Genomic DNA, 25,415 nt, shown 5'->3' on the forward strand with positions numbered 1-25,415 from the left:
CGGTGACCAGCCGAGATTCCGGGCAGGCGGGGAGGCCCGCGCCGACGTGGCAGCGGCCCCGCGCGCTCACGGTCGCCGCGCTGCTGTCGGTGGCGGCGGTGCTGGTCACGGCGGGCTGGGCCGGTCGCCACGACCGGCCGGTGGGCGACCGCACGGTGGGCGAGGTGACCCGGCTCGGGGTGCTCCCCGGCGAGCCGATCCCCGGCTACCTGCGTGCCGCCGCCGCCGAGCTCGCGGCCCTGCCGGCGGGCGGGTCGCCGTCCGACACGTACGCGCTGGTGTCGTTCGCGGACTACCTCGCGCCGGGCCGGCTGGCCGAAGCCCTCGCCGGCGTCGCGGTGGCCGAGGTGGTGGTGCGGGCGCCGCTGCCCGGCCGGCAGACCGAGATCGTCCGGCTGTCGGCCCAGCGGCTCCCGCAGGACGTGGTCGCGGGGATGGCCGGGGTGGCGGGGCGCAAGGACCGCGAGGCCGCCGACCAGCGGGCCCGGGCCGCCGCCGCCGACGACACCGAGCTGCGCCGGGCGTACGAGACCGGGGCGCTGGTCGCGGCGGGGGAGGCGGCGGCGTACCGGGCGGGGTGTGGCTGCGCCTACGCGGCGCTCGTGCGGGCCGCGCCCGAGGCGCTGCGGGCCCTGGCCGCCCGGCCCGGGGTCCGCGCCGTCGACCCGGCCCCGGAGCTGCGTCGGCTGGACCGGGCGGTGGTGACCCCGCCGCTGCCCGAGCAGCGCGACGTGGCCCGGCCGCCGGCCGACGCCGGCCCGACGCCGGGGGTGGGCGAAACGTCGGAAGCGGCACCGACGGCGACGGGACCCGCACCCGGCGTAGCCTCGACGGTGCCCGGTGCCGCCCCGTCGGCCGCTGCGACCTCCCCGGACGCGTCCAGGAGCAGCCGAACGGTGGTGGAGAAGTGACAAAGCCGAATCAGGATGTGCGCAGACCGGTGTGGTCCGAATAGGGTTTCGTTCGTAGCCTGTCAGGCGGAGATCGATGGCGCTGGGAGGGCGAGCCTTGGACGGCACGGAGACCAGCTGGGGTCGGCCGGCCGAACCAGCACCGCGGTGGCGGGCGCTGCTCGACCGGGCTCGGCTCGGCGGTCGCACCGCGGAGCAGGCCGAGGTCGACCGCAACGCCGAGGAAGCGCCCCGCGCGGCGCCGGAGCCGTTGCCCCGGCGCGCGTCCGGCAACGGCTACGCCGGGCGGGCGGCGGCGATCGGCCCGCCGGGCGAGCAGTCGTACGGCGCGGAGCCCGGCTACCCGGCCGAGCCGGCGCGCGGCGGCTACCGGTCCGGGGCCAGCTACCGGGTGGACCCGGCCCGCCGGATCGACCCGGGTCACCAGCCGGAGCCGCCGGGCTATCAGCCGGAGCCGCCGGGCTATCAGCCGGAGCCGCCGGGCTATCAGCCGGAGCCGCTGGGCTACCAGCCCGCGCCTGCCGGCTACCCGCCCGAGCCGACCTATCAGGCCGAGCCGTCGTGGCGGCCCGGTCCCGGGCACCTCGACCCGGAGCCGCCGCGCCGCGCCGACCCGGCCCCGCCCGCCCAGTCGCGCTACTCGCTGCTCGACAACGGCGGCTACCGTCCCGAGCCGTCGCCGGTCGAGTCGCGCTACTCGCTGCTCGACAACGGCGGCTACCGTCCCGAGCCGGCCTACCCGCCGCCCCAGGCGGAGCCGGTCTACCGGGCCGAGGCGGCGTACCAGCCCGTGGCTGAGCCGGTCTACCAGCCACCGCCGGGGCCGCCTGCGGTGGTCGAGCGGGGCTATCCGGCCCGCATCGAGTGGCGGGCGCAGAGCGCCGAGAGCGAGCTGGAACGCGCCGCCGGGGTGCTCCGCCGCGACCTGGGCACCCCCCGGGTGCTCGCCTTCGCCAACCCCAAGGGCGGGGTGCACAAGACCACCGCCACGGTGCTGGCCGCCGCCACCGTCGGCAGCGTGCGCGGCCGGGGCGTGCTCGCCTGGGACGACAACGAGCTGCGCGGCACCCTCGGGCTGCGCGCCGGCAGTGCCCGGCACGCCCGGACGATCCGGCACCTGATCCACGACCTCGCCCAGATCGAGATCCTGGAGGGCTCCTCCCTGTTGGGCAGCCTCGACGACTACCTGCGGCACGCCGCCGACGGCTCGTACGACGTGCTGGCCGGGGAGGAGAGCCCCCGGTTCGCCCAGCGGCTCGACCAGTTCACCGTCAAGCGGGTGCTGGAGTTGCTGCGGCGCACCCACGACGTGGTCTGCGTGGACACCGGCAACAACGTGGAGAGCCCCAACTGGCGCACGGTGATGCAGGCCGCCGACCAGCTCGTGGTCACCACGGTGCCCCGGGAGGACGCCGCGTTCAGCGCCGACTGGATGCTCGATCTGCTGCACGAGGTCGGCATGGGCGAGCTGGCCGACAACGCGGTCACCCTGATCTCCTGCCCGACGCCGGGCCGCTCACCCTTGCAGAACGACCTGGAGCGGCACTTCGCCACCCGCACCCGGGCGGTGGCCGTGGTGCCCTACGACCCGGCGCTGGAGACCGGCTCCTCGATCGAATACCACCAGCTCCAGCCGGAGACCCGGCAGGCGTGGCTGCGCGCGGCGTCGGTCATGCTGGAACCCTTCGCCCGCTGAGGCGGCCGAGCCCGCTGCGCCGACCGAGCGGCTGTGGCGGCGGCACCGACGACCCGGGGACGCCCCCGGTCTGTAAGGATCATCGGGTGAGCCCGGACACCTCCGACGCCGACCGCCCCGCGCCCCGTCCCGACCCGCCCGCCGGGCCGGTCCCCGTGCCGCCTGCCGGTCCGGTCCCCGTGCCGCCTGCCGGTCCGTTCGCCGGGCCGCCCCACCACCTGCCCGCTGAGCTGCCCACCGCGCCGGTCCCCGCCGACGTGACCCGGCCCGAGCGCCGCCGGGGCCGGGTGGCCGGGGTGGCGCTGGGCGCGGCGGCCGTCCTGACCGCGCTGGGCGTCCCGCTGGGCCTGCTCTGGGCGGCCGTCGCCCCCGACACGCCGGTGGTCAAGACCGCCGAAGGGGCCGTCTACGCCCAGCCGCAGCCGGAGCAGCCGATCGCCGCCGACGGCTGGTTCAGCCTGCTCGGGCTCGGCTTCGGCGTGCTCGCCGCGCTGGGCCTGTGGGTGCTGCTGCGGCGGCGGCGCGGCCCGGTCGGGCTGCTCGCCGGGGCGGCCGGTGGCCTCGGCGCCGCGCTGGTGGCCTGGCAGGTGGGCCGGCGGGTCGGCCTGTCGACGTACGAGCGGCTGCTGGCGGCCGCGCCGGACGGGCAGGCGTTCACCAAGCCCGCCGACCTGCGCGCCGGGGGCCTGCACCGACTCCTCGACGTGCTGCCCCTGCCGTACGGGAACCTGCTGCTGCCGACGTTCGGCGTGGCCGTGACGTACACCCTGCTGGCCGGCTGGTCGCGCTGGCCGTCGCTGCGCCCGGAGCCCGAGCCCGAGCCCGACCTGTCCTGGGTCTACGCCGCCCCGCCCGCCGCAGGGCCGGGGGTCAGTTCGGAGCCGGCGGGTTCGCCAGCTCCGACAGCGGCACCGGAACCGCCCGCACCTGGCGCAGCAGAGCCGCCTCGCGGTTGAGCAGCCGCAGCTCGGCCCGGAGCCGGGCGGCGGTGTCGTCGACCGCGAGCAGCCGCTGCCGGTCGTCGACGGTCAGCATGGCGGTCGCGGCGACCAGGTGGGACAGCACCGTCGGGTCCTCCGGCAGCTGCTCGGAGATGTCCTCCGGGTCGGGGCGGATCAGCCCGAGATATTGCCGGAAGACCGAGATCACCCGCGCCGCGAGCAGGGCGGCGGCCTCGTCCGGGCCGCCCGGCTCGGGCAGCCACTGCACCTCGGCCGTCAGGTAGGGCTCGGTGGTCTCGTCGAGCTGCGCGACGCGGAACCGTCGCCGCCCCACGGTGACGATGTCGAAGCCGCCGTCGTCCAGCTCGGTCACCTGCCGCAGCTCGGCGGTGCAGCCGACCTCGTGCAGCGTGACGCCGCCGACCCCGGGGACGGGCCGCCCCGGCGTGCCGGGGGCCACCTCCCAGCCGGCCCGGATGGCCACCACGCCGAACTCCCGGGGGGCGCCCTCGGGCAGGCCCGTGAGGTGGCGCACCAGGGCCCGGTAGCGCTCCTCGAAAATGTGCAGCGGCAGCACCAGGCCGGGGAAGAGCACCGTCCCGAGGGGGAAGATCGGCAACCGTGCAGTCACGGGACCGAGCCTAGCCCGCCCGCGCCGTCCCGGCGGAGCCCGTTTCGGCCCGCTCGTTGGCCGGCGTGGCTCGGCTCACCGTCCCGGCGTGCGGGCGGCGCGGGCCGCCGCCGGCCCGGCCGCCTAGACTCGCAGGCGTGTTGAATCGGATCGACCTGCGCGGCGGCGTCCGTGACCCCCGCCGCCTGCTGCCCCGTGCCCAGCTCGACGTCTCCGTGGCGGTCGAGCGGATCCGCCCCCTCGTGGAGGCGGTCCGCGAGCATGGGTACCCGGCGATCCGCGAGGCGAGCGAGCGGTTCGACGGCGTCTCGCCGGAGCGGCTGCGGGTGCCGGTCGAGGCGATCGCCGAGGCCGAGGGGACGCTCGACCCGCAGGTCCGCGCCGCCCTGCTGGAGTCGATCAGCCGGGCCCGGCGGGTGCACGACGACCAGCGCCGCGTCGACCACACCACCCGGGTGGTGCCCGGCGGCACCGTCACCGAGCGCTGGGTGCCGGTGGACCGGGTCGGCCTCTACGTCCCCGGTGGCCTGGCGATGTACCCGTCGACCGTGGTGATGAACGTGGTCCCCGCCCAGGCGGCCGGCGTCCGGTCGCTGGTCGTGGCCAGCCCGCCGCAGCAGGAGAACGGTGGCCTGCCCGACGCCCGGGTCCTCGCGGCCTGCGCGCTGCTCGGCGTCGACGAGGTCTACGCCGTCGGCGGCGCGCAGGCGGTGGCGATGCTGGCCTACGGCGCGACGGTCGACCCCGACGGCGAGCAGCGCTGCGATCCCGTCGACATGATCACCGGTCCGGGCAACATCTGGGTCACCGCCGCGAAGCGGCTGCTGCGTGGCGTGGTCGGCATCGACGCCGAGGCCGGCCCCACCGAGATCGCGATCCTGGCCGACGACACCGCCGACCCGGCGCACGTGGCCGCCGACCTGATCAGCCAGGCCGAGCACGATCCCCTCGCGGCGAGCGTGCTGGTCACCTGCTCGGTCGCGCTGGCCGACGCGGTCGAGGCCGAGCTGGGCCGGCAGGTCCCGGCGACCAAGCACGCCGACCGGGTCACCACCGCGTTGACCGGCGAGCAGAGCGGCGTGGTGCTGGTCGACGACCTGGCGGACGGCCTGCGGGTGGTCGACGCGTACGCGGCCGAGCACCTGGAGATCCAGACCGAGAACGCCCGCGAGTGGGCGCTGCGGGTACGCAACGCCGGGGCGATCTTCGTCGGCGCGTGGTCGCCGGTGTCGCTCGGCGACTACTGCGCCGGCTCCAACCACGTGTTGCCCACCGGCGGCTGCGCCCGGCACTCCTCCGGGCTGTCCGTGCAGTCCTTCCTGCGCGGCATCCACCTGGTGGAATACTCGCAGGAGGCGTTGCGTGAGGTGGCCCCGCACGTGGTGACCCTGGCCGGGGTCGAGGACCTGCCGGCCCACGGCCAGGCGGTCGCCGTCCGCTTCCCGGGGGAGGCGCGGTGACGACGCTGGACGACCTGCCGATCCGCGACGACCTGCGCGGCCTGTCGGCGTACGGGGCGCCGCAGCTGGACGTGCCGGTGCGGCTGAACACCAACGAGAACTCCTACCCGGTGCCCGAGGCGGTGGCCGACGCGATCGGCAAGGCCCTCGCCGCCGAGCTTCGTGACCTCAACCGCTACCCGGACCGCGATGCCGTGGCGCTGCGCGCCGACCTGGCGGCCTACCTGGGGCACGGGCTCACCGTCGGGCAGGTGTGGGCGGCCAACGGCTCCAACGAGATCCAGCAGCAGCTGTTGCAGGCGTTCGGCGGGCCGGGGCGCACGGCGCTCGGCTTCACGCCGGCGTACTCGATGCACCCGCTGCTGGCGCTCGGCACCGGCACCGGGTGGGTGCCGGCGGCGCGCGGGGCCGACTTCGGGCTGCCCGCCGACGAGGCGGTGGCCCAGGTCCGCGCGCACCGCCCCGACGTGGTGTTCCTCTGCTCGCCGAACAACCCGACGGGCACGGCGCTGGACCCGGCGGTGGTCGCCGCCGTCCTCGACGCCGCGCCCGGCATGGTGGTGGTCGACGAGGCGTACGCCGAGTTCGCCCGTCCCGGCACGGTCAGCGCCCTCGCGGTGCTGCCCGGCCACCCGAGGCTGGTGGTGACCCGCACGATGAGCAAGGCGTTCGGCTTCGCCGGGGGCCGGCTGGGCTACCTCGCGGCCGACCCGGCCGTGGTAGCGGCGGTGCAGCTGGTGCGGCTGCCCTACCACCTGTCGGCGCTCACCCAGGCCGCCGCCCGCGCGGCCCTGGCGCACCGCGACGCCCTGCTGGCCACGGTCGAGGCGATCATGGTGCAGCGGGACCGGATCGTGGCCGAGCTGCGCGCCCGGGGCCACCGGGTCGCCGACAGCGACGCCAACTTCGTCCTGTTCCAGGTGGGCGGCGACCAGGCGGTGGCCTGGCGTGCCCTGCTGGAGCACGGGGTGCTCGTCCGCGACGTCGGGCTGCCCGGCTGGCTGCGGGTCACCGCCGGCACCCCCGCCGAGACCGACGCCTTCCTCACCGCGATGGAGAGTCTGTGATGAGCCGCACCGCCCGGGTCGAGCGGATCACCAAGGAGACCAAGGTCCTCGTCGAGATCGACCTCGACGGCACCGGCCGGGCCGAGATCGGCACCGGCGTCGGCTTCTACGACCACATGCTGCACCAGATCGCCCGGCACGGCGGCTTCGACCTGACCGTGCGCACCGTCGGCGACCTGGAGATCGACGCCCACCACACGATGGAGGACACGGCGCTCGCCCTGGGCGCCGCGTTCGACCAGGCGCTGGGCGACAAGGCCGGCATCCGGCGGTACGGCTCGGCGACCGTACCGATGGACGAGGTCCTCGTCCGGGCGGCCGTCGACCTGTCCGGCCGCCCGTACGTGGTGCACGACGAGCCGGCGCTCGCCCCGTACATCGGGCCGGTCTACCCGACCAGCATGACCCGGCACATCTGGGAGTCCTTCGGCCAGGCGGCCCGGATCACCCTGCACGTGGACGTGCTGCGCGCGGCCCGCCCCGGCGGCCACCCCGACGCCCACCACGTGGTGGAGGCCCAGTTCAAGGCGGTCTCCCGCGCCCTGCGCGAGGCCACGGCGCTCGACCCCCGGTCGGCCGGCGCGATCCCCAGCACGAAGGGCGCGTTGTAGCCGTGGGCGGGGTGCTGCCGACCCTGCTGCTGATCCTCGCCGGGGTGCTGGTCGGCGGGGCGTTCTCGCTGCACCGCCAGGGCGCGTCGCGCGGCGCGGTGGTGGTCGCCGCGTTGCTCGCGGTGCTGGCCACGGCCGGTGGGGTGCTCTGGCTGCTGCCCGGGGAGGGCTGATGAGCGATCGGACCAAGCGGATCGTGGTGCTCGACTACGGCTCGGGCAACCTGCGCTCGGCCGAGCGGGCCCTGGCGCGGGCCGGCGCCGACGTGACCGTGACCGACGACCTGGCCGCCGCCGCCGGGGCGGACGGCCTGGTGGTGCCGGGCGTGGGCGCGTACGCCGCCTGCATGGCCGGGATCGAGGCGCTCGGCGCGGGCCCGGTCATCGCCGAGCGGGTCGCCGCCGGCCGGCCCGTGCTGGGCATCTGCGTGGGCATGCAGGTGCTCTTCGAGCACGGCGACGAGCACGGCGTGGTCACCAAGGGGCTCGGGCTGCTGCCGGGCGCGGTGACGCGGCTGCCCGCCGCCCGGCTGCCGCACATGGGCTGGAACACGGTGCGGCCCCCGGCGTCGTCGGTGCTCTTCGCGGGCCTGCCCGCCGGCAGCCGCTTCTACTTCGTCCACTCCTACGGGGTGGTGGACCCGGCGTTGCTGACGGCTACGGGCGCGGCGGTGACCACCGCGCACCACGAGGCGGACTTCGTGGCGGCGGTGGAGCGGGGCGTGCTCTCGGCCGCCCAGTTCCACCCGGAGAAGTCGGCCGACACCGGCGCGGCGCTGCTGCGCAACTGGCTCGGCACCGTGCCCGCCGGTGGCTGAGCGGGGCCCGCGCGGCCGGGGCACCGGGCCGGGAGGCGCGGCGTGAGCAAGGAGCGGGCCCGCCGGCGCCAGGCCCGCGAGGCCCAGCTGGAGCGGGAGCGGGCCGCGCGCCGCCGCCGGGTGGCCCGCCGGGAGCGCCGCCGCGCGGTGGTACGCCGGCTGACGCCCCGCTGGCCGCGCCGCCGCACCGGCCGGCTGGCCCGCCATTCCCGGGGCGAGCGGGCCGCGATCGTCGGCCTGACCGGGGTGGCGGTGGTCGCCATCTGGAGTTTCGTCGACGACCTGGCGCTGCGGGTGGTGCTGGTCGTGCTGTTGCTGCTGGTGCTGCCGGCGGCCGTGGTGATCGCCCTGGGCCGCCGGTCCTGACGCGCAAGTTATCGATGCGAGGAGAAGAGCGTTGAGCCTCACCCTGTTGCCCGCCGTGGACGTCGCCGACGGCCAGGCCGTCCGGCTCGTGCAGGGCGCCGCCGGCAGCGAGACCGCCTACGGCGACCCCCTGGAGGCGGCGCTGGCCTGGCAGCGCGACGGCGCGGAGTGGATCCACCTGGTGGACCTGGACGCCGCGTTCGGCCGGGGTTCCAACGCCGCGCTGCTGGCCGACGTGGTCGGCCGGCTCGACGTGCGGGTGGAGCTGTCCGGCGGGATCCGGGACGACGCGTCGCTGCGGGCCGCCCTGGGCACCGGCGCGGCGCGGGTCAACATCGGCACCGCCGCGCTGGAGGACCCCGAGTGGTGTGACCGGGTCTGCGGCGAGTTCGGCGACCGGGTCGCCATCGGGCTGGACGTGCGGGGCCGTACCCTCTCGGCGCGGGGCTGGACCCGCGACGGCGGCGACCTGTACGAGGTGCTGGAGCGGCTCGACAAGGCGGGCGCCTCCCGGTATGTGGTGACCGACATCACCAAGGACGGCACCATGCGCGGGCCGAACCTGGACCTGCTGCGCGAGGTCTGCGCCTGCACCGACGCCCCGGTGATCGCCTCGGGCGGCGTCTCGACGCTGGACGACCTGCGCGCCCTGGCGACCCTGGAGCCGGTCGGCGTGGAGGGTGTGATCGCCGGCAAGGCGTTGTACGCGGGCGCGTTCACCGTGCGGCAGGCCCTCGACGTGCTCGCCGCCGCGTGACCGTCACCCGGCTGGGCTCGGGCGGCCCCTGGGAGGCGCGGTACGGCTACTCCCGGGTCGTCCGGGCCGGCGACCGGGCCGTCACGGCCGGCTGCACGGCGACGGTCGACGGCCGGGTGGTGCACGTGGGGGACGCCGCCGCGCAGACCGCCCAGGCGCTGCGGATCGGCCTGGCGGCCCTCGCCGAGGTCGGCGCGGAGCCCGGTGACGTGGTGCGCACCCGGATGTACGTGACGGACCGCGCGTACGCCGACGAGGTGGGCCGGGCCCACAGCGCGGTGTTCGGGGCGGTGCGGCCGGCGGCGACCCTGGTCGTGGTGGCTGCCCTGCTCGACCCCGAACACCTGGTCGAGGTGGAGCTGGAGGCGTACCTCGGCGACCGCTGAACCCTCGCCCCGCCGCCGGGCGGGGTGAGTCGGGGCACAGTGCGGCCGATTAGGTTGTGCGCAATTTAATCGCGCACTACGTTTCTTCCGTGACCGACGATCTGGTGCTGGGACGGCAGGTGTGCTTCGCGCTCTACGCGGCGTCGCGCGCCGTCACCGACGTCTACCGGCCGATCCTCGACGAGTTCGGCCTCACCTACCCGCAGTACCTGGTGCTGCTGGTGCTCTGGGAGCGCGGCGACGACGCGCCTGCGGTCTCCGAGCTGGGCGCCGCCCTGCGGCTGGACTCCGGCACGCTCTCCCCGCTGCTCAAGCGGCTGGAGGCCGCCGGGGCGCTGGTCCGGTCCCGGTCGGCGGCCGACGAGCGGCGGGTGGAGGTGCGCCTCACCGACGCCGGCCGCGGGCTGCGCGAGCGGATGTGCGGGGTGCCGCTGCGGGTGGCCCTGGCCACCGGGCTCACCGAGGCCGAGCTGATCGGGCTGCGCGACACCCTCACCCGGGTCACCGAGACGATCCACCGACAGAAGGAGAAATGATCACCATGCAGGTCCTCTACACCGCCAACGCCCGCGCCACCGGCGACGGCCGCGACGGCCACGTCCGCACCTTCGAGCTCGACCTCGCGATCCCGAAGGAGCTGGGCGGCGCGGGCGGCGCCGCGAACCCGGAGCAGCTCTTCGCCGCCGGGTACGCCGCCTGCTTCCACTCGGCCCTGCGCAGGGTGGCCCGGGCGGCCAAGGCCGACGTGACCGGCTCGGTCGTCGAGGCCGAGGTGGGCATCGGCGCGAACGGCAGCGGCGGCTTCGGCCTGACCGCCGCCCTCGTGGTGGACCTGCCGACCGTCCCCCGGTCCGTCGCCGAGCAGCTCGTCGCCCAGGCCCACCAGGTCTGCCCCTACTCGAACGCGACCCGGGGCAACATCGAGGTCACCCTCACCGTCCGCGAGGCCCTCGCCGCCTGAGCACGCGTCGCGCGCGGCGTCCCGCACCCGCGTGCCGCCGCGCGCCGCTCCACCGTGCAGCCCCGACCAGCGACCGAGAGGACGACGACACCATGACCGTCAACCGTGAGATCCACCTGGCCGCCCGCCCCGAGGGGTGGCCGACCGCCGACAACTTCCGCCTCGTGGAGACCGAGGTGCCGACCCCGGGCCCCGGCCAGCTCGTGGTCCGCAACCAGTTCATGTCCGTCGACCCGTACATGCGGGGGCGGATGAACGACGTCAAGTCGTACGTGCCGCCGTTCGCCCTCGACGCCCCGCTCGACGGCGGCGCGGTCGGCGAGGTGGTGGCCGGCGAGGGCAACGGGATCGTCCCGGGTGACACCGTTCTGCACGGCCTCGGCTGGCGGGAGTACGCCCTGCTCGACGCCCGGGGCGCCCGCAAGGTCGACCCGTCGCTGGCCCCGGTGAGCGCATACCTGGGCGTGCTCGGCATGACCGGGCTGACCGCGTACGCCGGCCTGCTCGACGTGGCGGCCATGCAGCCGGGCGAGAGCGTCTTCGTCTCCGGCGCGGCCGGCGCGGTGGGCAGCATGGTCGGCCAGATCGCCAAGCTGCGGGGCGCCGCCCACGTGGTCGGCAGCGCCGGCTCGCCGGCCAAGGTCGAGCGGCTCAGGGCGCTCGGCTTCGACGCCGCGTTCGACTACCACGACGGCCCCGTGCGGGACCAGTTGAAGGCCGCCGCCCCGAACGGGATCGACGTCTACTTCGACAACGTCGGCGGCGAGCACCTGGAGGCCGCCATCGGCGCGCTGCGGCTGCACGGCCGGGCCGCCGTCTGCGGCATGATCGCGCAATACAACGCCACCGAGCCGCCGGCCGCGCCGCGCAACCTGGCGCTGCTCATCGGCAAGCGGCTCACCCTGCGCGGCTTCCTCGTCGGCGACCACGGCCACCTGCGCGACCAGTTCGTCCAGGAGGTCGCCGGCTGGCTGCGCGACGGCAGGCTCTCGTACGACGAGACGGTCGTCGACGGCATAGCCGCCGCCCCGGAGGCGTTCCTCGGCCTGCTGCGCGGCGAGAACCTCGGCAAGATGCTGGTGCGCTTGTAGGCGGGTAGGGGCGATAGGCTTCGCGGCATGACGGTGGCGGTGCGGGTGATCCCGTGTCTGGACGTGGACGCCGGGCGGGTGGTCAAAGGGGTCAACTTCCTCGACCTGCGCGACGCCGGCGACCCGGTGGAGCTGGCGGCGGCGTACGACCGGGCGGGCGCGGACGAGCTCACGTTCCTGGACGTGACCGCCTCCTCCAGCGACCGGGGCACCATGCTCGACGTGGTGCGGCGCACCGCCGAGTCGGTGTTCATCCCGCTCACCGTGGGCGGCGGCGTGCGGCAGGTCGCCGACGTCGACACGCTGCTGCGGGCCGGCGCCGACAAGGTCGGGGTGAACACCGCCGCCATCGCCCGGCCCGAGCTGATCGCCGAGATCGCCGACCGGTTCGGCCGGCAGGTGCTGGTGCTCTCCCTCGACGTACGCCGGGCGCCGGCCGGCACCACCGCGAGCGGCTTCGAGGTGACCACCCACGGGGGGCGCCGGGGCACCGGGATCGACGCCGTCGAGTGGGCGCGGCGCGGCGCGGAGCTGGGCGCGGGAGAGATCCTGCTCAACTCGATGGACGCCGACGGCACCAAGGCCGGCTTCGACCTGGAGCTGATCGGCGCGGTCCGTGCCGTCGTCGACGTGCCGGTGGTGGCCAGCGGCGGTGCGGGCGAGGTGGCCCACTTCCCGCCGGCCATCGCCGCCGGGGCCGACGCGGTGCTCGCCGCCAGCGTCTTCCACTTCGGCGAGCTGACCGTCGCCGAGGTCAAGGACGCCCTGCGCGGCTCGGGTCACCCCGTGCGCTGACCCCGCCCGGTGCTGCTCCGGGCGATCCGGTCTGGCCCTGTCGGTGCCGGTGCGGTCCGGGGGCCCCTGGGCAGCCGCCCGCACAGCGGGGCGCTGCCGCGAGCACGAACGCGAGCACGACGGCGGCACGGCCGGGTGGTGAGCCGGGCGCATGAACGGGGCAGCTGCCAAGGACCTGCTCGATCACCTCTTGGCGGCGGTCGCGCTGGTTGGGCGGCGGTCGCGCTGGCTGCGCACCCCCCGTCCGGCCGGGCCCCGTCAGGGGCGCCCGGAGTGGCCCTCCGGGGAGCGGCGCGGGGCCGGGATCGAGCGGACGGTGTACTCCTGCACGGCGGCGGCGTGCTCGTCCTCGGGGAGGGTCCAGTCGGCGCTGCCCGGGGTGTGTCGTCGGCTCAGCACGCCCTGCACCGTGTCGACCGCCGTGGCCAGGCCGGCGCTCGGGCGGGTGCGCCAGAGCTTCTCCCCGTCGGGGGTGAGCCGGAACCAGCCGTCGGTGACGCTGACCAGGCCGGCGCCGACGAGCCGGCGGACCGCGGTCTCCACGTCGTGCCGCTCGGGGATGGCGTGGTTGAGATGGTCGGCTGTGGAGAGCACGTCAGCGAGCCGGACGCCCTCGGGACGCCGGGTGGACGCCGACCTGCGGTGCCGGCCCGCGCCGTTGGCGATCACCAGTGAAACGAAGATCCAGGCGTCGGTCCAGTGCCATCCGCTCTCCCCCATGCAGGAATGATGCCGTGCGCCGCCCCCGGAGGAAACACCTACTTTTTCGATAGGGGCATCGCCGCAGCTCAGCGCGGCTGTGCGGTTACGGAGCGGCGGGGCGCGGCTCGGCGACCCCCACCTCGACCGGCCCCACCTCGACCGACCCCGCCCCGACCGTGAACAGGGGCAGGAACAGCTGGGCCAGCGGCCCGATGGCGAGGGCGTACGCGACGGTGCCGACGCCGACGGTGCCGCCGAGCAGCCAGCCGAGGGCCAGCACGGTGACCTCGATGACGGTGCGGACCAGCCGGACGGACCGCCCGGGGCGACGTGCCACGTACCCGGTCATCAGGCCGTCGCGGGGGCCGGGGCCGAGCCGCGCGCCCAGGTAGAGGGCGGTGGCGGCGCCGTTGGCGACGATCCCGACGACCAGCAGCGCCGCCCGCCCGACCAGCGGAGCGCCACCGGGCAGCACGGCCAGGGTAGCGTCGACCACCAGGCCGATCACCAGCACGTTGCTGACCGTGCCGAGGCCCGGGCGTTGCCGTAGCGGGACCCACAGCAGGAGCACGAGCGCGCCGACGGCGATGGTGACGGTGCCGAACGACAGCCCGGTCCGCCGGGCGACGCCCTGGTGGAAGACGTCCCACGGGTCCAGGCCCAGACCGGAGCGGATCATCAGCCCCATGCTGACGCCGTAGAGGACCAGCCCCGTGTAGAGCTGGACCAGCCGCCGGGCGGGCCGGTGTCGTAGATTGCCAATTGCCACCATGCATGCCACCCTAGGTGCCAATCCGGCGGGCGGGAGAGCCAATATCGGGAGGGTGGCTATGACGAGTCAGGTGCGTGGGGGCCAATTGGCTCGGCTGCTTGGGCAGTGGCACGCGCTGCCGGGCCGCCGGCGCAGCCCGGACTACGCCGCGCTCGCCGGCGCCGTCCGAGGGCTGCTCGCCGACGGTCGCCTGCCCCTGGGGGTACGCCTGCCGGCGGAGCGGGAGCTGGCCGAGGCGCTGCGGATCAGCCGGACCACGGTGACCGCCGCGTACCGGCAGCTGCGGGAGAGCGGCCACCTGGCCAGCCGCCGGGGGGCGGGCAGCTGGACCATGCTCCCGGGCACCCACCGGGTGGCCAGCACCGGCCTGTGGACCCCGCTGGACGACCGCGACATGATCGACCTCGGGGTGGCCGCGCTGGCCGCGCCGCCCGAGCTGCTGCCCGCCGCCCGGGCCGCCGCCGAGGACCTGCCCCGCTACCTGGGCGGGGCCGGCTACCACCCGACCGGCATCATCGAGCTGCGCGAGGCGGTCGCCGCCGGTTACACGGCGCGGGGCCTGCCCACCTCACCCGACCAGATCATGGTCACCAGCGGCACCCAGCACGCGCTGGACCTGGTGCTGCGGCTGGCCCTCGCACCCGGGGGCAACGTCCTGGTCGAGTCACCGACGTACCCGAACGCCCTCGCCGCCCTGGCCGCCCGCCGGGCCCGGATCACCACCCACGGCCTGGCCACCGACGCCGCCGGCTGGGACGCCGACCTGCTGCTGGGCAGCCTGCGTCAGGGGCGGCCGAAGCTGGCGTACCTGATCCCCGAGTTCCAGAACCCGACCGGGCACCTGATGCCGGTCGAGCTGCGCGAGCGGGTGGTCGGCGCGGCCCATGCCGCCGGCACCGACCTGGTGATCGACGAGTCGTTCGTGGACCTGCCGCTGGACGGCACCGAGCTGCCCCCGCCCGTCGCCACCTTCGACCGGCACTCCCGGGTGATCTCCATCGGCGGGATGAGCAAGCCCTACTGGGGCGGCCTGCGCATCGGCTGGGTCCGCGCGTCCGCCCCGCAGGTGCAGCGGCTGGCCGCCGCCCGGGTCGGGGTGGACATGGCCAGCCCGGTGCTCGACCAGCTCGTCGCGGTCCACCTGCTCGCCCAGGCGCCGGCCATCGTGGCCGCCCGCCGCACCCAGCTCGCCGCCCAGCGCGACGCCCTGACCGACGCGCTCGCGCGGCGTCTGCCCGACTGGCGGGTCACCGCGCCGCGCGGCGGCGTGACGCTCTGGGTGGAGCTGGACGGCCCGATCTCCAGCGCGCTGGCCCGCGCCGCCGAGGAGGTCGGCGTACGGCTGGCGCCCGGCCCCCGGTTCGGCCTGGACGGCACCCTCGAACGCTTCCTGCGGCTGCCGTTCACCCTGCCCGCCACGGACCTGGCGGAGGCGGTGGGCCGGCTGGCCGCGGTCCGGTACGACCTGGACCGCGCCGGCCGCCCGCGCTGGCAGGAACCGGCGGTCATCGCCTGATCCGGCCGAACCCGGCCGCCCGAGTTGGGAGACTGCGGGGTGGGCGGCGGGGCCGGGCGGGCGGGGTGCGGCGAGCAGGTGGCGCGGCGAGCACCTTGAGGGACCGGCGGCCGTGCCCCGGGACGGTGGGGCACGGCCGTCGGTGGGTCGGGGGCCGTCGGTCGGTCGGGGATCAGATCTCGGCGAGGCTGCCCTCGTACATCCGGTCGATCTCGGCCGCGAAGTTGCTCTCCACGCCCCGACGCTTGATCTTGAGCGACGGGGTCATCTCGCCGTCCTCGATGGTCAGGTCGCGGGGCAGGACGGTCACCTTCTTGATCGTCTCCCAGCGGTTGAGCTTGGCGTTGAGCTGGGCGACGTACTCCTCGACCATGGCCTGGGCCTCGTCGGACGCGGCGATCTCGGCGTAGTCGCGGCCCTCCAGGGGGCCGCCGGCCGCCCAGCCCCGGATCGCGTCCGGGTCGAGGCTGACCAGCATGGTGCAGTAGTTGCGGGCCTGGCCGATGACGACCGCCTGCGACGTGTACGGGCACAGCGCCTTGAACATGCCCTCGATGTGCGAGGGGGCGACGTACTTGCCGCCGGAGGTCTTGACCAGGTCCTTCTTCCGGTCGGTGATGCGCAGGTAGCCGTCGTCGTCGAGGCTGCCGATGTCGCCGGTGCGGAAGAAGCCGTCGTCGGTGAACGCGGCGGCCGTCTCCTCGGGGAGGTTGTGGTATCCGCGCATGACCGGCCGGCCCCGGACCAGGATCTCCCCGTCGGTGTCGATCCGGCACTCCAGGTCGCCCATCGCCCGGCCGACGGTGCCGATGCGCAGGCCGTCGGGCGGGTTGACGAAGTTGCCGGCGCTGGTCTCGGTGAGGCCGTACCCCTCGGAGATCGGCAGGTTGGCGGCGGCGAAGAAGGTGGCGATCTCCTTGCTCAGCGGCGCGGCGCCGGAGACCAGCACCCGGATCTGCCCGCCGAGGCGGGCCTGGAGCTTGCTGAACACCAGCTTCTCGGCCAGCGCGTACCGCAGCCTCAGCCCGGCCGGGACGGGCCGGCCGGTCTGCTCCAGCGCGACCTTCTCCTTGCCGACCCGCACGCCCCAGGCGAAGATCTTCGCCTTCGCGCCACCGGCGTCCTGCGCGGTGGTGACCGCCTTGTTGTAGACCTTCTCGAAGACCCGGGGCGCCCCGCACATCAGCGTCGGCCGCACGATGGCCAGCAGCTCGACCAGCTTCTCGACCCGGCCGTCGACGTAGGTGGGGAGGCCGACGTGGGTCGCCCCGCAGAGCAGGGTCTTGCCGAACGAGTGGGACAGCGGGAGCCAGAGGTATTGCAGGTCGTCGTCGCGCAGCAGCCCCATCTCGGCCTGCGCGACCCCCTCCCAGCACCAGCCGCCGTGCAGCAGCTCCACGCCCTTGGGTCGGCCGGTGGTGCCGGAGGTGTAGATGAGGGTGGCCAGGTGCTCCGGCCCGAGGTCGGCGGTCAGGCGCTCGACCAGCTCCGGGTCGTCGGTCAGCGCCCGGCTGCCCCGCTGCTCCAGCTCGGCGAGGGTCAGCTGCGGCACGGCCGCCGCCGGGTCGGGCGTGCCGTCGAAGAGCACCACGTGGGTCAGCGCAGGCAGGTGCGCGCCGGCGATCTTCGCGGCCTGGGCCGGGTTCTCGGCGAAGAGCACCCGGGAGCCGGAGTCGGCGACGATGTACGTCGCGTCGTCGGGCTCGGTGGTCGGGTAGACGGTGGTGGTGGCGCCGCCCGCGCACATGATGCCGAAGTCGGCGATCACCCAGTCGAGCCGGGTCCCCGACAGGATCGCCACCGGGTCCTCGCGGCCGACACCGAGCCCGTGCAGCCCCGCCGCGACCGCCCGGGCCCGCTGCCCGACCTGGGCCCAGGTCAGCCAGACCGGCCCGGAGTCGTCGGGGGCGGGATGGGCGAACGCGGGACGGTCGGGGGTGGCCGCCACGCGCCTGAGGAACATGTCGGGGATGGAACGGTACGGTACATCGAGAGCCATCGTTGTAGCCGCCTTCGGGGGGTGGAGGCGTGACGGGGGTCACGTCGTTTGCGGTTACCGAAGAGTATTGCCTGCACCGCGCATCGGCTAGCCCTCGCGGCGGCACACCGTACCCGAGCGGGGCTGCTTCGGGGCTCAACACCCCTGCCGGCGGCGGGTCAGATGCCGAGCCGGGCGGCCCGGAGCCGGTCGATGACCGCAGCCGCCCCCTCCAGCTGCACCCGGGCGACCCGCTGCCGGCCGGTGAGGAAGAGCACCAGCTCGCCCGGCGCGCCGACCACGCGGACGCGCTGCCCGCCCCGCCCCGCCGACAGCTCGCCGCGCCCGGGGGCCTGCACCAGCAGGTCGGCCGGGAAGCGGCGCAGTGCCAGCCGCCCCAGCACCGCGGCCCGGCGCCACAGCACGGCGTCCAGCCCCGCTGGCAGGTCGCGCGGCCGCCACCCCGCCCGGGCCCGCCGGACGTCCTCGTGGTGGATGTAGAACTCCATCGTGTTGACCAGCTCGTCGGTGACGGGGTTGCTCAGCGGGCTCCACAGTGGCGGCCGGCGCACCAGCGCCACCAGCTCGTCGAAGGGCCGCGCCGCGAGCCGCAGGCGCACCCGTTCGGCGTACCCGCGCAGCGGTGGCAGCGCGATCCCCCCGGCGGCGTCCGGCCGCCGCTCCCGCACGACGAGGTGGGCGGCGAGGTCCCGGACCGACCAGCCCTCGTTGACGGTCGGCGCGTCCGGACCCAGTTCCTGCATGAGGTCGGCGAGCGCCTCGCGCTCCGACCGGGCATACCGCGGCATGGCCCGATCGTAGGCCGGTCCGCCGCGGTCGGCCCGTCACGGCGACGACAACGGTCGACGTGATGGCCGACATAGGGTTTGCGGACAGCGGGGTGGGGCCCGTCCGGTAAGGATGAGGGAGATAATTGCAACTTACGGCGGGGGAGAGCGTGACCAGCAGGACAAGTCGGGACGTGCTCCGCAGGGGGCTGTCCGTGCTCGGCCGGGCGATCCGGGAACAGCCCCGGATCTTCGCGGTGGCGGTCAGCGGCAGCGTGCTGTTCGGCGGGCTGGTGATCGCCAGCGCGTACGTCGTCGGGGCGGTGGTCGGCGACGTCGTGGTGCCGGCGATCGCGCGCGGGTCGGTGGGCGTCGCGGCCCTCGCCCTCGCCGCCGGCGCGCTGTTCGGCATCAGCGTGCTGCGGGTGGTCGGCATCTTCGGCCGCCGGCTCGGCGCGGGCTACATGCAGTTCCGGCTCCAGGCCGCCTACCGCCGGCAGGTCACCCGCCGCTACCTGGACCTGCCGCTGTCCTGGCACCAGCGCAACGCCACCGGCACCCTGCTGTCCAACGCCAACTCCGACGTCGAGGCGGCCTGGTACCCGATCGCCCCGCTGCCCTTCGCCGTCGGCACCGTGGTCATGCTGGTCGGCGCGATCGCCTCCCTGTTCGCCACCGACTGGGCGCTGGCCCTGGTCGGGCTCGCGGTCTTCCCCGCCCTGTTCGCCCTCAACGTGGTCTACTCCCGCCGGATGGCGCCCCGTCAGGCCCGCGCCCAGCGGCTGCGCGCCGAGGTCAGTGGCATCGCCCACGAGAGTTTCGACGGCGCCCTGGTGGTCAAGACCATGGGCCGTGAGGCGCAGGAGACCGCCCGGTTCGCCGCCCGGGCCGGTGAGCTGCGCGACGCGCTGATCTCCGTCGGCCGGCTGCGCGGCGTCTTCGACCCGATGCTGGAGACCCTGCCCAGCCTCGGCACCCTCGCGGTGCTGGTGGTCGGCGCGTTCCGGCTCCGGCAGGGCGCCATCACCGTCACCGAGCTGGTCAGCGTGGCCTTCCTGTTCACCGTGCTGGCCTTCCCCGTGCGGGCCATCGGCTGGGTGCTGGCCGAGCTGCCGCGCAGCGTCGCCGGCTGGGACCGGGTGCGCCGGGTGCTCGACGCCACCGGCGAGATGCCGTACGGGGACGCCGCGCTCGATCCGGCCGACCCCACGCCGGCCACGCTCACCTTCGCCGGCGTCGGCTTCGCGTACGAGCCCGCCGAGGCGCACCTGCCCGGCACCGAGGTGCTCGGCGAGGTCACCTTCACCGTTCCAGCCGGGAAGACCGTGGCCCTGGTCGGGCCCACCGGCTCGGGCAAGTCCACCGTCGCCGCGCTGGCCGTGCGGCTGGTCGACCCGCGCGCCGGCACGGTCAGCCTCGACGGCGTCGACGTCCGCCGGCTCACCGCCGCCTCGCTGGCCGGCACCGCCGCCCTGGTCGCCCAGGTGCCGTTCGTCTTCGACGACACGGTCCGGGCGAACATCGCGCTGGACCGGCCCGGCGTCACCGACGACGACGTCTGGGCCGCGCTGCGGCTCGCCGAGGCCGACGGCTTCGTCGCCGCGCTCCCCGAGGGGCTCGACACCATGGTCGGCGAGCGGGGCACCTCGCTCTCCGGCGGGCAGCGGCAGCGGCTCACCCTGGCCCGGGCCCTGGCCGGGCGGCCCCGGCTGCTGGTCCTCGACGACGCCACCAGCGCGGTCGACCCGAGGGTGGAGGCGGCCATCCTCGCCGGGCTGCGCGCGCCGGCCGCCGGTGGCCCCGCCGCCTCGATCCTCGTGGTGGCCTACCGGCGGGCCACCATCGCGCTCGCCGACGAGGTGATCTACCTCGAGCAGGGGCGGGTGGTCGCCCGGGGCACCCACGCCGAGCTGCTCGCCACCGTCTCCGGCTACGCCGACCTGGTCACCGCCTACGAGCAGGCCGAGACCGACGGAGAGCAGCCGCCCCGCCCGTACGACGAGGTCGCCCCGCTGACCTCCGGCCTGGAAGTCGAGGTGGACCGGTGAGTGTGGTGGAGGCCGAGCGGCCGGCGGAGAACACCTGGCGCACGCTGCGGCGGGGCCTGGCCCTCTCGCCGGAGCTGCGCACCGGCCTGGCCGGCACCCTGGCGCTGGCCCTGGTCTACATGGTGGGCCGGGTCGCCGTCCCGGTCGCCGTGCAGCAGGGCATCGACAAGGGCATCGTCGACGGGCCCGACCTGGGCGTGGTGTGGAATGTCGTCGCGGCGACCGCCGCCGTGCTGGTGGTGACCACGACCTGCGGGTACCTGATGATGCGCCGGCTGTTCACGGTCAGCGAGACGGCCCTGGCCAACGTGCGCACCCGGGCGTTCCGGCACGTGCACGACCTGTCGATGCTGCACCAGCAGTCCGAGCGGCGCGGTTCGTTGGTCTCCCGGGTCACCAGCGACGTCGACCAGATCACCCAGTTCCTCCAGTGGGGCGGCGTGATCCTGATCGTCAACCTCGGCCAGCTCGTGGTGACGACGGCCGTCATGCTCGCGTACTCCTGGCAGTTGACCCTCGTGGTGCTCGGCGCGTTCGCGCCGGCGGTGCTGGTGATCCGGCAGCTCCAGCGCCGCCTCGCCGGGGCGTACGGGGTGGTCCGGCAGCGGATGGGCGCCCTGCTCGGCACCATCGGCGAGAGCGTCGTCGGCGCGCCGGTGATCCGGGCGTACGGGATCGCCGGGCGGACGGCCCGCCGGCTGGACGCGGCGATCGAGGGGCAGCAGCGGGCCCAGCAGCGGGCCATCCGGATCAGCATTCTGGGCAGCTCGGTGGGGGAGCTGGCCGCCGGGCTGGCCCTGGCCGGCGTCGTGGTGCTCGGGGTGCTGCTCGGGGTCGACGGCACCCTGTCGATCGGCCAGCTCACCGCGTTCCTGTTCCTGGTCACCCTGTTCATCCAGCCGGTGCAGATCGCCACCGAGGTGCTCAACGAGGCGCAGAACGCGATCGCCGGCTGGCGGCGGGTGCTCGACGTGCTGGACGTCGCCCCGGACGTGGCCGACCCCGGCGAGCAGGGGCGGGACCTGCCTGCGGGGCCGCTGGACATCCGCTTCGCCGGGGTCGGCTTCGCCTACCCGGGCGGGCCGCCGGTGCTGCACGAGGTGACCCTGGACATCGCGGCGAAGAGCCGGGTCGCCGTGGTGGGCGAGACCGGCAGCGGCAAGACCACGTTCGCGAAGCTGCTCACCCGGCTGATGGACCCGACCGGCGGGGCGGTGCTGCTCTCCGGCGTGCCGCTGACCGAGGTCCGGTTCGCCTCGCTGCGCTCCCGGGTGGTGATGGTGCCGCAGGACGGCTTCCTGTTCGACGCCACGGTCGGGCAGAACGTCCGTTTCGCCCGGCCGGAGCTGACCGACGCGGAGCTGACGGCCGCGTTCACCGAGCTGGGGTTGGCGGACTGGCTGGCCGGACTGCCGGCCGGGCTGGACACTCCGGTCGGCGAGCGGGGCGAGGCGCTGAGCGTGGGGGAGCGGCAGCTCGTGGCGCTGGCGCGGGCGTACGTGGCGGACCCGGACCTGCTGGTGCTGGATGAGGCGACCAGCGCGGTGGACCCGGCGACGGAGGTGCGCCTCCAGCGCACCCTGGACGCGGTGACCCGGGGCCGGACCACCCTCGCGATCGCCCACCGGCTCTCCACCGCCGAGGCCGCCGACGAGGTGGTCGTGGTGGACCGGGGCCGGATCGTGCAGCGCGGGCCGCACGACGAGCTGATCCGCGACCCCGACTCGGTCTACGGCCTGCTGCACGCCTCCTGGCTGGAGCAGACCCGCTGATCGGGCAGCGCGTGGGGACAACCGGCGAGCCGGTGGACGCGGGGGCGCGCATGGTCTACCGTGCTGCTTAGGTAAGCCTAACCTTCGGAGGTGGGTCATGCGCCCCAGTCCCGCCCTGCGCCCCACGCCCGCCGAGACCGTCCGGACGCTGGTCGCCGGCCGACTCCCGGCCATGGTCCACCTGGCCCAACGGCCCGGCCCGTTCCACGTCCGGCACGCCACCGACGCCGACGGGCGGGTGCTGCTCCTCGTCGGGGTGCACAGCGACCTGGCGGCGGCGCTGCCCCGGGGCGCGGGCTCCGACGTCGCCGTGGCGCTCGACGTGCTGGACCTGCCGCCGGCCACCGGTGCCCCGTCGCTCGGCCGCGCCTGGGTCTCCGGGTGGGCCGCCGCGCTGCACGGCGACGCGGCCCGCCGGGCCGCCCTGGACTTCGCCGAGATTGACCCGACCGGCGACCTGCTCGACGTGGGCACCCGCTTCCGGCTGTACCGCTTCGAGGTGGCCGAGGCCCGCCTGGAGCGCCCCGACGGGCTGCTGCGGATCGACCCCGTCGACTACGCCGAGGCGGAGCCGGACCCCCTGCACCCGGTGGAGACGGAGCTGCTGACCGAGCTGGCGGTGCACCACGGCCGGGAGATGGCCGCGTACGTCCGGCGTCAGCTCGGCCTGGTCGAGTCCGGCCCCGACGGTTCGCCGCGCGTGGTTCGCGTCGACCGGTACGGGCTGCTGGTCTCCCTCGGCCGGCCCGGCGCCCGGCGGCGGGCCCGGCTGGCCTTCCCGCGCCCGGTGGCCGACCACCGGGAGCTGGCCCGGCTGCTGCACCCGATGCTCTGCCAGCACCCGCGTTCCGCCGCGCCCCGCGGGTGAGAACCGTGCCCCGGGGGTGCGAGCCGCGCACCATGGGTGAGTGGGGTACCCCTGGCTACCGGATGCGTTGACAAGGGGCCCGTCCTTACCCCAGCTCCCCGCGCAGGTAGCGCTGGATCGTGGGGCCCACCGCCGCGACCAGGGTCTCCGGCGGGGCGGAGGCGACCGGTTCCAGCCGGACGACGTGCCGCATCAGCGCCAGGCCGATCAGCTGGCTGGCCACCAGCGACCCGCGCAGCGGCAGCTCCGCCGGGTCGACGTCGAGGTGGTGCAGGACCCGGCGCAGCACCTGGGTGACCAGGAACTCGCGCAGCAGCCGGGCCGTCCACTCGTTGCTCACGGCGGAGCGCAGCAGGGCGACCCCTGCGGTGCCGGCCGGGGAGTCCCAGACCCCGAGGAAGGTGCGCACCAGCCGCTCGCCGACGCCGTCGGCGTCGCCGGCCAGCACCTGGGGCAGCAACTCGCCCGGGTCGAGCGGGGCACCCATCGCGGCCACGAAGAGCTGGTCCTTGCTGCCGAAGTAGTGGTGCACCAGCGCCGGGTCGACCCCGGCCGCCGCGGCGATCGACCGGATCGAGGCCGCGTCGAAGCCCCGCTGGGCGAACGCGGCGCGCGCCGCGTCGAGGATCGCTTCGCGGGTGCCCGGATTGCCGGGCCGCCGTCCGGTGCGTCGCGTCGTCGCCATCCGCGCCCCCGTCCGCGCGTCAGCCGCTGCGGCGGCGCAGGGTGGCCGCGGCGAGCGCCAGTGCCAGCAGCACCGCCCCGGCCACCACCCCGAGGTCGCGCCACATGGTGGCCGTCGGCTCGGCGTGCGCGCCGACCTCCTGCAGCGCCTCGACGGCGTACGACAGCGGCAGCGCGTCGCTGACCGCCCGCAACCAGCCGGCCATCTCGTCGCGGGCGACGAACAGCCCGCACAGCAGCAGCTGGGGGAGCACCACGACCGGCATGAACTGCACGGCCTGGAACTCGGTGCGGGCGAACGCGCTGCAGAGCAGGCCGAGGGCGACGCCGAGCACGGCGTTGACCACGGCGATCGCGATCACCAGGGCGCTGCTGCCGGCGGTGGTCAGCCCGAACACCCAGTACGCCACCGCCGAGGCGATCGCCGCCTGGCCGGCGGCGGCGAGGCCGAACGCGATGCCGTAGCCGAAGAGCAGGTCGAGCCGGCCGAGCGGGGTGGTGAGCAGCCGTTCCAGGGTGCCGGAGGTGCGCTCGCGCAGCATCGCGATGCTGGTCACCAGGAACATGATCACGAAGGGGAAGACGCCGAGCATCACCAGGGCCACCCGGTCGAACATGCTCGGCTGGCCGGGTGGGGTGGGCTGGTCGGCGTACATGTAGTAGACGAGGGTGAGCAGCAGGGCCGGCACCAGCACGAGCAGGGCGATGGTGCGCCGGTCGTGGCGCAGCTGGCGCAGGACGCGGCCGGTGGTGGCGGCCAGGAATCGCGGGTTCACGACGCCTCCCCGGCGGCGGCGGTCTCCCCGGCGGCTGCCTCGCTGGCCCGGATCAGGCGCAGGAACGCCTCGTCGAGGTCGTCGACGCCGGCCGCGGCGCGGACCGCGTCGGGGGTGTCGTCGGCGATGAGCCGGCCCTGCCGGATCAGCAGCAGCCGGTCGCAGCGGGCCGCCTCGTCCATCACGTGGCTGGACACCAGCAGGGTCGTCCCGGCGGCGGCGAGGGCGTGGAACCGGGCCCACAGGTCGGCCCGCAGCACCGGGTCCTGCCCCACCGTCGGCTCGTCGAGGACGACCAGCTCCGGCTCGCCGACCAGGGCGCAGGCCAGCGACGCCCGGCTGCGCTGCCCGCCGGAGAGGGAGCCGACGAGCTGGCGGGCAGCGTCGGTCAGCCCGACGTCGGCCACGGCCCGGTCCGCCTCGGCCCGGCCCCGGCCGTGCAGGGCGGCGAAGTAGCGGGCGTTCTCGGCGACGGTGAGGTCGGCGTAGACGCTGGGGGCCTGGGTCAGGTAGCCCACCCGGGCGCGCAGCGCGGGGGAGCCCGCCGGCCGGCCGAGCACGGTCACCGAGCCCGAGCGGACCGTCTGCACCCCGACGACCGCCCGCATGAGGGTGGTCTTGCCGCTGCCGCTGGGCCCGAGCAGGCCGGTGACCGCGCCGCGCGGCACCGCGCACGTCACGCCGTGCAGCACCCGCCGCCGGCCCCGGTCCACGACCAGGTCGCGGACCGCGATCGCGTGGTCCATCTTCACCTCCGAAAGAATTCATCAACCGATGAACTCAACGCTAGATGAGTTTCCGGCCCACCGCAAGGGGTCGCCGGGTGGACCGGTCGGCCCGGGTGGGGACCGGGCGGGGCGGGGCCCGAGACCCGGCGAAAGGGGCTCCGGGATAGGAAAGAGAACCCTCGGGCACTAGCCTTCGGACCGGGCGTCAGCCTTCTGACCGGACAGCGCGTTCGGCATCGGGCATTGCGCCCCGATCGGGCGTACGGCACGATGGCGCGGTGGGTCACGCTGCG

Annotated in this window: 27 protein-coding genes; 19 read left to right on the top strand and 8 right to left on the bottom strand. The window is 75.5% G+C overall.

Going from position 1 to position 25,415, the window contains the following annotated elements; all coding sequences use genetic code 11:
- The first annotated feature begins 2 nt into the window (after positions 1 to 2).
- The 3 genes from ACFT41_RS19955 to ACFT41_RS19965 all read left to right on the top strand — a co-directional run bounded on the left by ACFT41_RS19955 (position 3) and on the right by ACFT41_RS19965 (position 3,563).
- The gene (locus ACFT41_RS19955; protein ID WP_377586467.1) at positions 3 to 911 is read left to right on the top strand and encodes a hypothetical protein; all 909 of its coding nucleotides are present in this window, start codon (positions 3 to 5) and stop codon (positions 909 to 911) included.
- A gap of 76 nt (positions 912 to 987) precedes the next feature.
- Positions 988 to 2,607: an AAA family ATPase gene (locus ACFT41_RS19960; protein ID WP_377613948.1), complete on the top strand. Its 1,620-nt coding sequence runs from the start codon at positions 988 to 990 to the stop codon at positions 2,605 to 2,607.
- An 86-nt stretch (positions 2,608 to 2,693) separates the two neighbouring features.
- Positions 2,694 to 3,563 (top strand): DUF2567 domain-containing protein, encoded by an 870-nt coding sequence (locus tag ACFT41_RS19965; RefSeq protein WP_377586463.1) that lies wholly within the window; start codon positions 2,694 to 2,696, stop codon positions 3,561 to 3,563.
- Here the strand turns inward: ACFT41_RS19965 and ACFT41_RS19970 are convergent.
- Positions 3,478 to 4,179: an LON peptidase substrate-binding domain-containing protein gene (locus tag ACFT41_RS19970; RefSeq protein ID WP_377586461.1), complete on the bottom strand. Its 702-nt coding sequence runs from the start codon at positions 4,177 to 4,179 to the stop codon at positions 3,478 to 3,480. The two genes, ACFT41_RS19965 and ACFT41_RS19970, sit on opposite strands and share 86 nt — an antisense overlap.
- 137 nt (positions 4,180 to 4,316) lie before the next feature.
- Between ACFT41_RS19970 and hisD the strand changes: the two genes are divergently transcribed.
- The 12 genes from hisD to hisF all read left to right on the top strand — a co-directional run bounded on the left by hisD (position 4,317) and on the right by hisF (position 12,490).
- Positions 4,317 to 5,639: a histidinol dehydrogenase gene (gene hisD / locus ACFT41_RS19975; protein ID WP_377586459.1), complete on the top strand. Its 1,323-nt coding sequence runs from the start codon at positions 4,317 to 4,319 to the stop codon at positions 5,637 to 5,639.
- Entirely contained in the window at positions 5,636 to 6,706 is a 1,071-nt protein-coding gene (locus ACFT41_RS19980) for a histidinol-phosphate transaminase (protein ID WP_377586457.1), read from the top strand. Before hisD ends, ACFT41_RS19980 begins: the two co-directional genes overlap by 4 nt.
- Entirely contained in the window at positions 6,706 to 7,317 is a 612-nt protein-coding gene (gene hisB / locus ACFT41_RS19985; protein WP_043967336.1) for an imidazoleglycerol-phosphate dehydratase HisB, read from the top strand. The genes ACFT41_RS19980 and hisB overlap by 1 nt, the downstream gene beginning before the upstream one ends.
- A 2-nt stretch (positions 7,318 to 7,319) precedes the next feature.
- Positions 7,320 to 7,490 (top strand): hypothetical protein, encoded by a 171-nt coding sequence (locus tag ACFT41_RS19990; protein WP_377586455.1) that lies wholly within the window; start codon positions 7,320 to 7,322, stop codon positions 7,488 to 7,490.
- Positions 7,490 to 8,134: an imidazole glycerol phosphate synthase subunit HisH gene (gene hisH, locus ACFT41_RS19995; RefSeq protein ID WP_377586453.1), complete on the top strand. Its 645-nt coding sequence runs from the start codon at positions 7,490 to 7,492 to the stop codon at positions 8,132 to 8,134. The genes ACFT41_RS19990 and hisH overlap by 1 nt, the downstream gene beginning before the upstream one ends.
- Before the next feature lie 42 nt (positions 8,135 to 8,176).
- Positions 8,177 to 8,500, top strand: a complete 324-nt coding sequence (locus ACFT41_RS20000) for a hypothetical protein (RefSeq protein WP_377586451.1) — start codon at positions 8,177 to 8,179, stop codon at positions 8,498 to 8,500.
- 31 nt (positions 8,501 to 8,531) lie between these two features.
- Positions 8,532 to 9,257, top strand: coding sequence for a bifunctional 1-(5-phosphoribosyl)-5-((5-phosphoribosylamino)methylideneamino)imidazole-4-carboxamide isomerase/phosphoribosylanthranilate isomerase PriA (gene priA, locus ACFT41_RS20005; RefSeq protein ID WP_377586449.1), 726 nt, complete (start codon positions 8,532 to 8,534; stop codon positions 9,255 to 9,257).
- Entirely contained in the window at positions 9,254 to 9,643 is a 390-nt protein-coding gene (locus ACFT41_RS20010) for a RidA family protein (protein WP_377586447.1), read from the top strand. The genes priA and ACFT41_RS20010 overlap by 4 nt, the downstream gene beginning before the upstream one ends.
- 89 nt (positions 9,644 to 9,732) lie before the next feature.
- A complete protein-coding gene (locus ACFT41_RS20015) occupies positions 9,733 to 10,179 on the top strand; it encodes a MarR family winged helix-turn-helix transcriptional regulator (RefSeq protein WP_377586445.1) in 447 nt (148 codons plus the stop codon).
- A 5-nt stretch (positions 10,180 to 10,184) separates the two neighbouring features.
- On the top strand, positions 10,185 to 10,604 hold the full coding sequence (locus ACFT41_RS20020) for an organic hydroperoxide resistance protein (protein ID WP_377586507.1): 420 nt from the start codon (positions 10,185 to 10,187) through the stop codon (positions 10,602 to 10,604).
- A gap of 92 nt (positions 10,605 to 10,696) precedes the next feature.
- A complete protein-coding gene (locus ACFT41_RS20025) occupies positions 10,697 to 11,695 on the top strand; it encodes an NADP-dependent oxidoreductase (protein WP_377586443.1) in 999 nt (332 codons plus the stop codon).
- 27 nt (positions 11,696 to 11,722) lie between these two features.
- Positions 11,723 to 12,490: an imidazole glycerol phosphate synthase subunit HisF gene (hisF, locus tag ACFT41_RS20030; RefSeq protein ID WP_377586441.1), complete on the top strand. Its 768-nt coding sequence runs from the start codon at positions 11,723 to 11,725 to the stop codon at positions 12,488 to 12,490.
- 258 nt (positions 12,491 to 12,748) lie between these two features.
- On the opposite strand, the gene ACFT41_RS20035 is transcribed toward hisF, so the two are convergent.
- Together ACFT41_RS20035 and ACFT41_RS20040 are read right to left on the bottom strand one after the other, a co-directional pair.
- Positions 12,749 to 13,210 carry a hypothetical protein gene (locus ACFT41_RS20035; protein ID WP_377586439.1) on the bottom strand — a complete coding sequence of 154 codons (462 nt, stop codon included), beginning with the start codon at positions 13,208 to 13,210 and terminating at the stop codon, positions 12,749 to 12,751.
- An 85-nt stretch (positions 13,211 to 13,295) separates the two neighbouring features.
- On the bottom strand, positions 13,296 to 13,964 hold the full coding sequence (locus tag ACFT41_RS20040; protein ID WP_377586437.1) for a YitT family protein: 669 nt from the start codon (positions 13,962 to 13,964) through the stop codon (positions 13,296 to 13,298).
- A gap of 58 nt (positions 13,965 to 14,022) precedes the next feature.
- Between ACFT41_RS20040 and ACFT41_RS20045 the strand changes: the two genes are divergently transcribed.
- Positions 14,023 to 15,480: a PLP-dependent aminotransferase family protein gene (locus ACFT41_RS20045; RefSeq protein WP_377586435.1), complete on the top strand. Its 1,458-nt coding sequence runs from the start codon at positions 14,023 to 14,025 to the stop codon at positions 15,478 to 15,480.
- A 172-nt stretch (positions 15,481 to 15,652) separates the two neighbouring features.
- On the opposite strand, the gene ACFT41_RS20050 is transcribed toward ACFT41_RS20045, so the two are convergent.
- Both ACFT41_RS20050 and ACFT41_RS20055 read right to left on the bottom strand, forming a co-directional pair.
- On the bottom strand, positions 15,653 to 17,479 hold the full coding sequence (locus ACFT41_RS20050) for an AMP-dependent synthetase/ligase (protein ID WP_377586433.1): 1,827 nt from the start codon (positions 17,477 to 17,479) through the stop codon (positions 15,653 to 15,655).
- Positions 17,480 to 17,637: 158 nt separating this feature from the next.
- Positions 17,638 to 18,267, bottom strand: coding sequence for a TIGR03085 family metal-binding protein (locus ACFT41_RS20055; protein WP_377586431.1), 630 nt, complete (start codon positions 18,265 to 18,267; stop codon positions 17,638 to 17,640).
- Positions 18,268 to 18,416: 149 nt separating this feature from the next.
- Here ACFT41_RS20055 and ACFT41_RS20060 point away from each other — a divergent pair, with 149 nt between their 5' ends.
- The 3 genes from ACFT41_RS20060 (at position 18,417) to ACFT41_RS20070 (ending at position 22,934) form a co-directional block, all read left to right on the top strand.
- Complete coding sequence (locus ACFT41_RS20060) at positions 18,417 to 20,294, top strand: ABC transporter ATP-binding protein (protein ID WP_377586429.1); 1,878 nt, start codon at positions 18,417 to 18,419, stop codon at positions 20,292 to 20,294.
- Positions 20,291 to 22,066 carry an ABC transporter ATP-binding protein gene (locus ACFT41_RS20065; protein WP_377586427.1) on the top strand — a complete coding sequence of 592 codons (1,776 nt, stop codon included), beginning with the start codon at positions 20,291 to 20,293 and terminating at the stop codon, positions 22,064 to 22,066. Before ACFT41_RS20060 ends, ACFT41_RS20065 begins: the two co-directional genes overlap by 4 nt.
- A gap of 115 nt (positions 22,067 to 22,181) precedes the next feature.
- Positions 22,182 to 22,934, top strand: a complete 753-nt coding sequence (locus tag ACFT41_RS20070) for a DUF2470 domain-containing protein (protein WP_377586505.1) — start codon at positions 22,182 to 22,184, stop codon at positions 22,932 to 22,934.
- Between the two features lie 85 nt (positions 22,935 to 23,019).
- On the opposite strand, the gene ACFT41_RS20075 is transcribed toward ACFT41_RS20070, so the two are convergent.
- Genes ACFT41_RS20075 through ACFT41_RS20085 form a run of 3 tightly spaced genes read right to left on the bottom strand, consistent with a single transcriptional unit; the run spans position 23,020 to position 25,140 of the window.
- On the bottom strand, positions 23,020 to 23,619 hold the full coding sequence (locus ACFT41_RS20075; RefSeq protein WP_377586425.1) for a TetR family transcriptional regulator: 600 nt from the start codon (positions 23,617 to 23,619) through the stop codon (positions 23,020 to 23,022).
- A gap of 19 nt (positions 23,620 to 23,638) precedes the next feature.
- The gene (locus tag ACFT41_RS20080; protein WP_377586423.1) at positions 23,639 to 24,394 is read right to left on the bottom strand and encodes an ABC transporter permease; all 756 of its coding nucleotides are present in this window, start codon (positions 24,392 to 24,394) and stop codon (positions 23,639 to 23,641) included.
- Complete coding sequence (locus tag ACFT41_RS20085; RefSeq protein ID WP_377586421.1) at positions 24,391 to 25,140, bottom strand: ABC transporter ATP-binding protein; 750 nt, start codon at positions 25,138 to 25,140, stop codon at positions 24,391 to 24,393. Before ACFT41_RS20085 ends, ACFT41_RS20080 begins: the two co-directional genes overlap by 4 nt.
- Between the last annotated feature and the right edge of the window lie 275 nt (positions 25,141 to 25,415).

The sequence above is a fragment of the Micromonospora sp. NPDC057141 genome (assembly GCF_042670805.1).
Taxonomy (GTDB): Bacteria; Actinomycetota; Actinomycetes; order Mycobacteriales; family Micromonosporaceae; genus Micromonospora.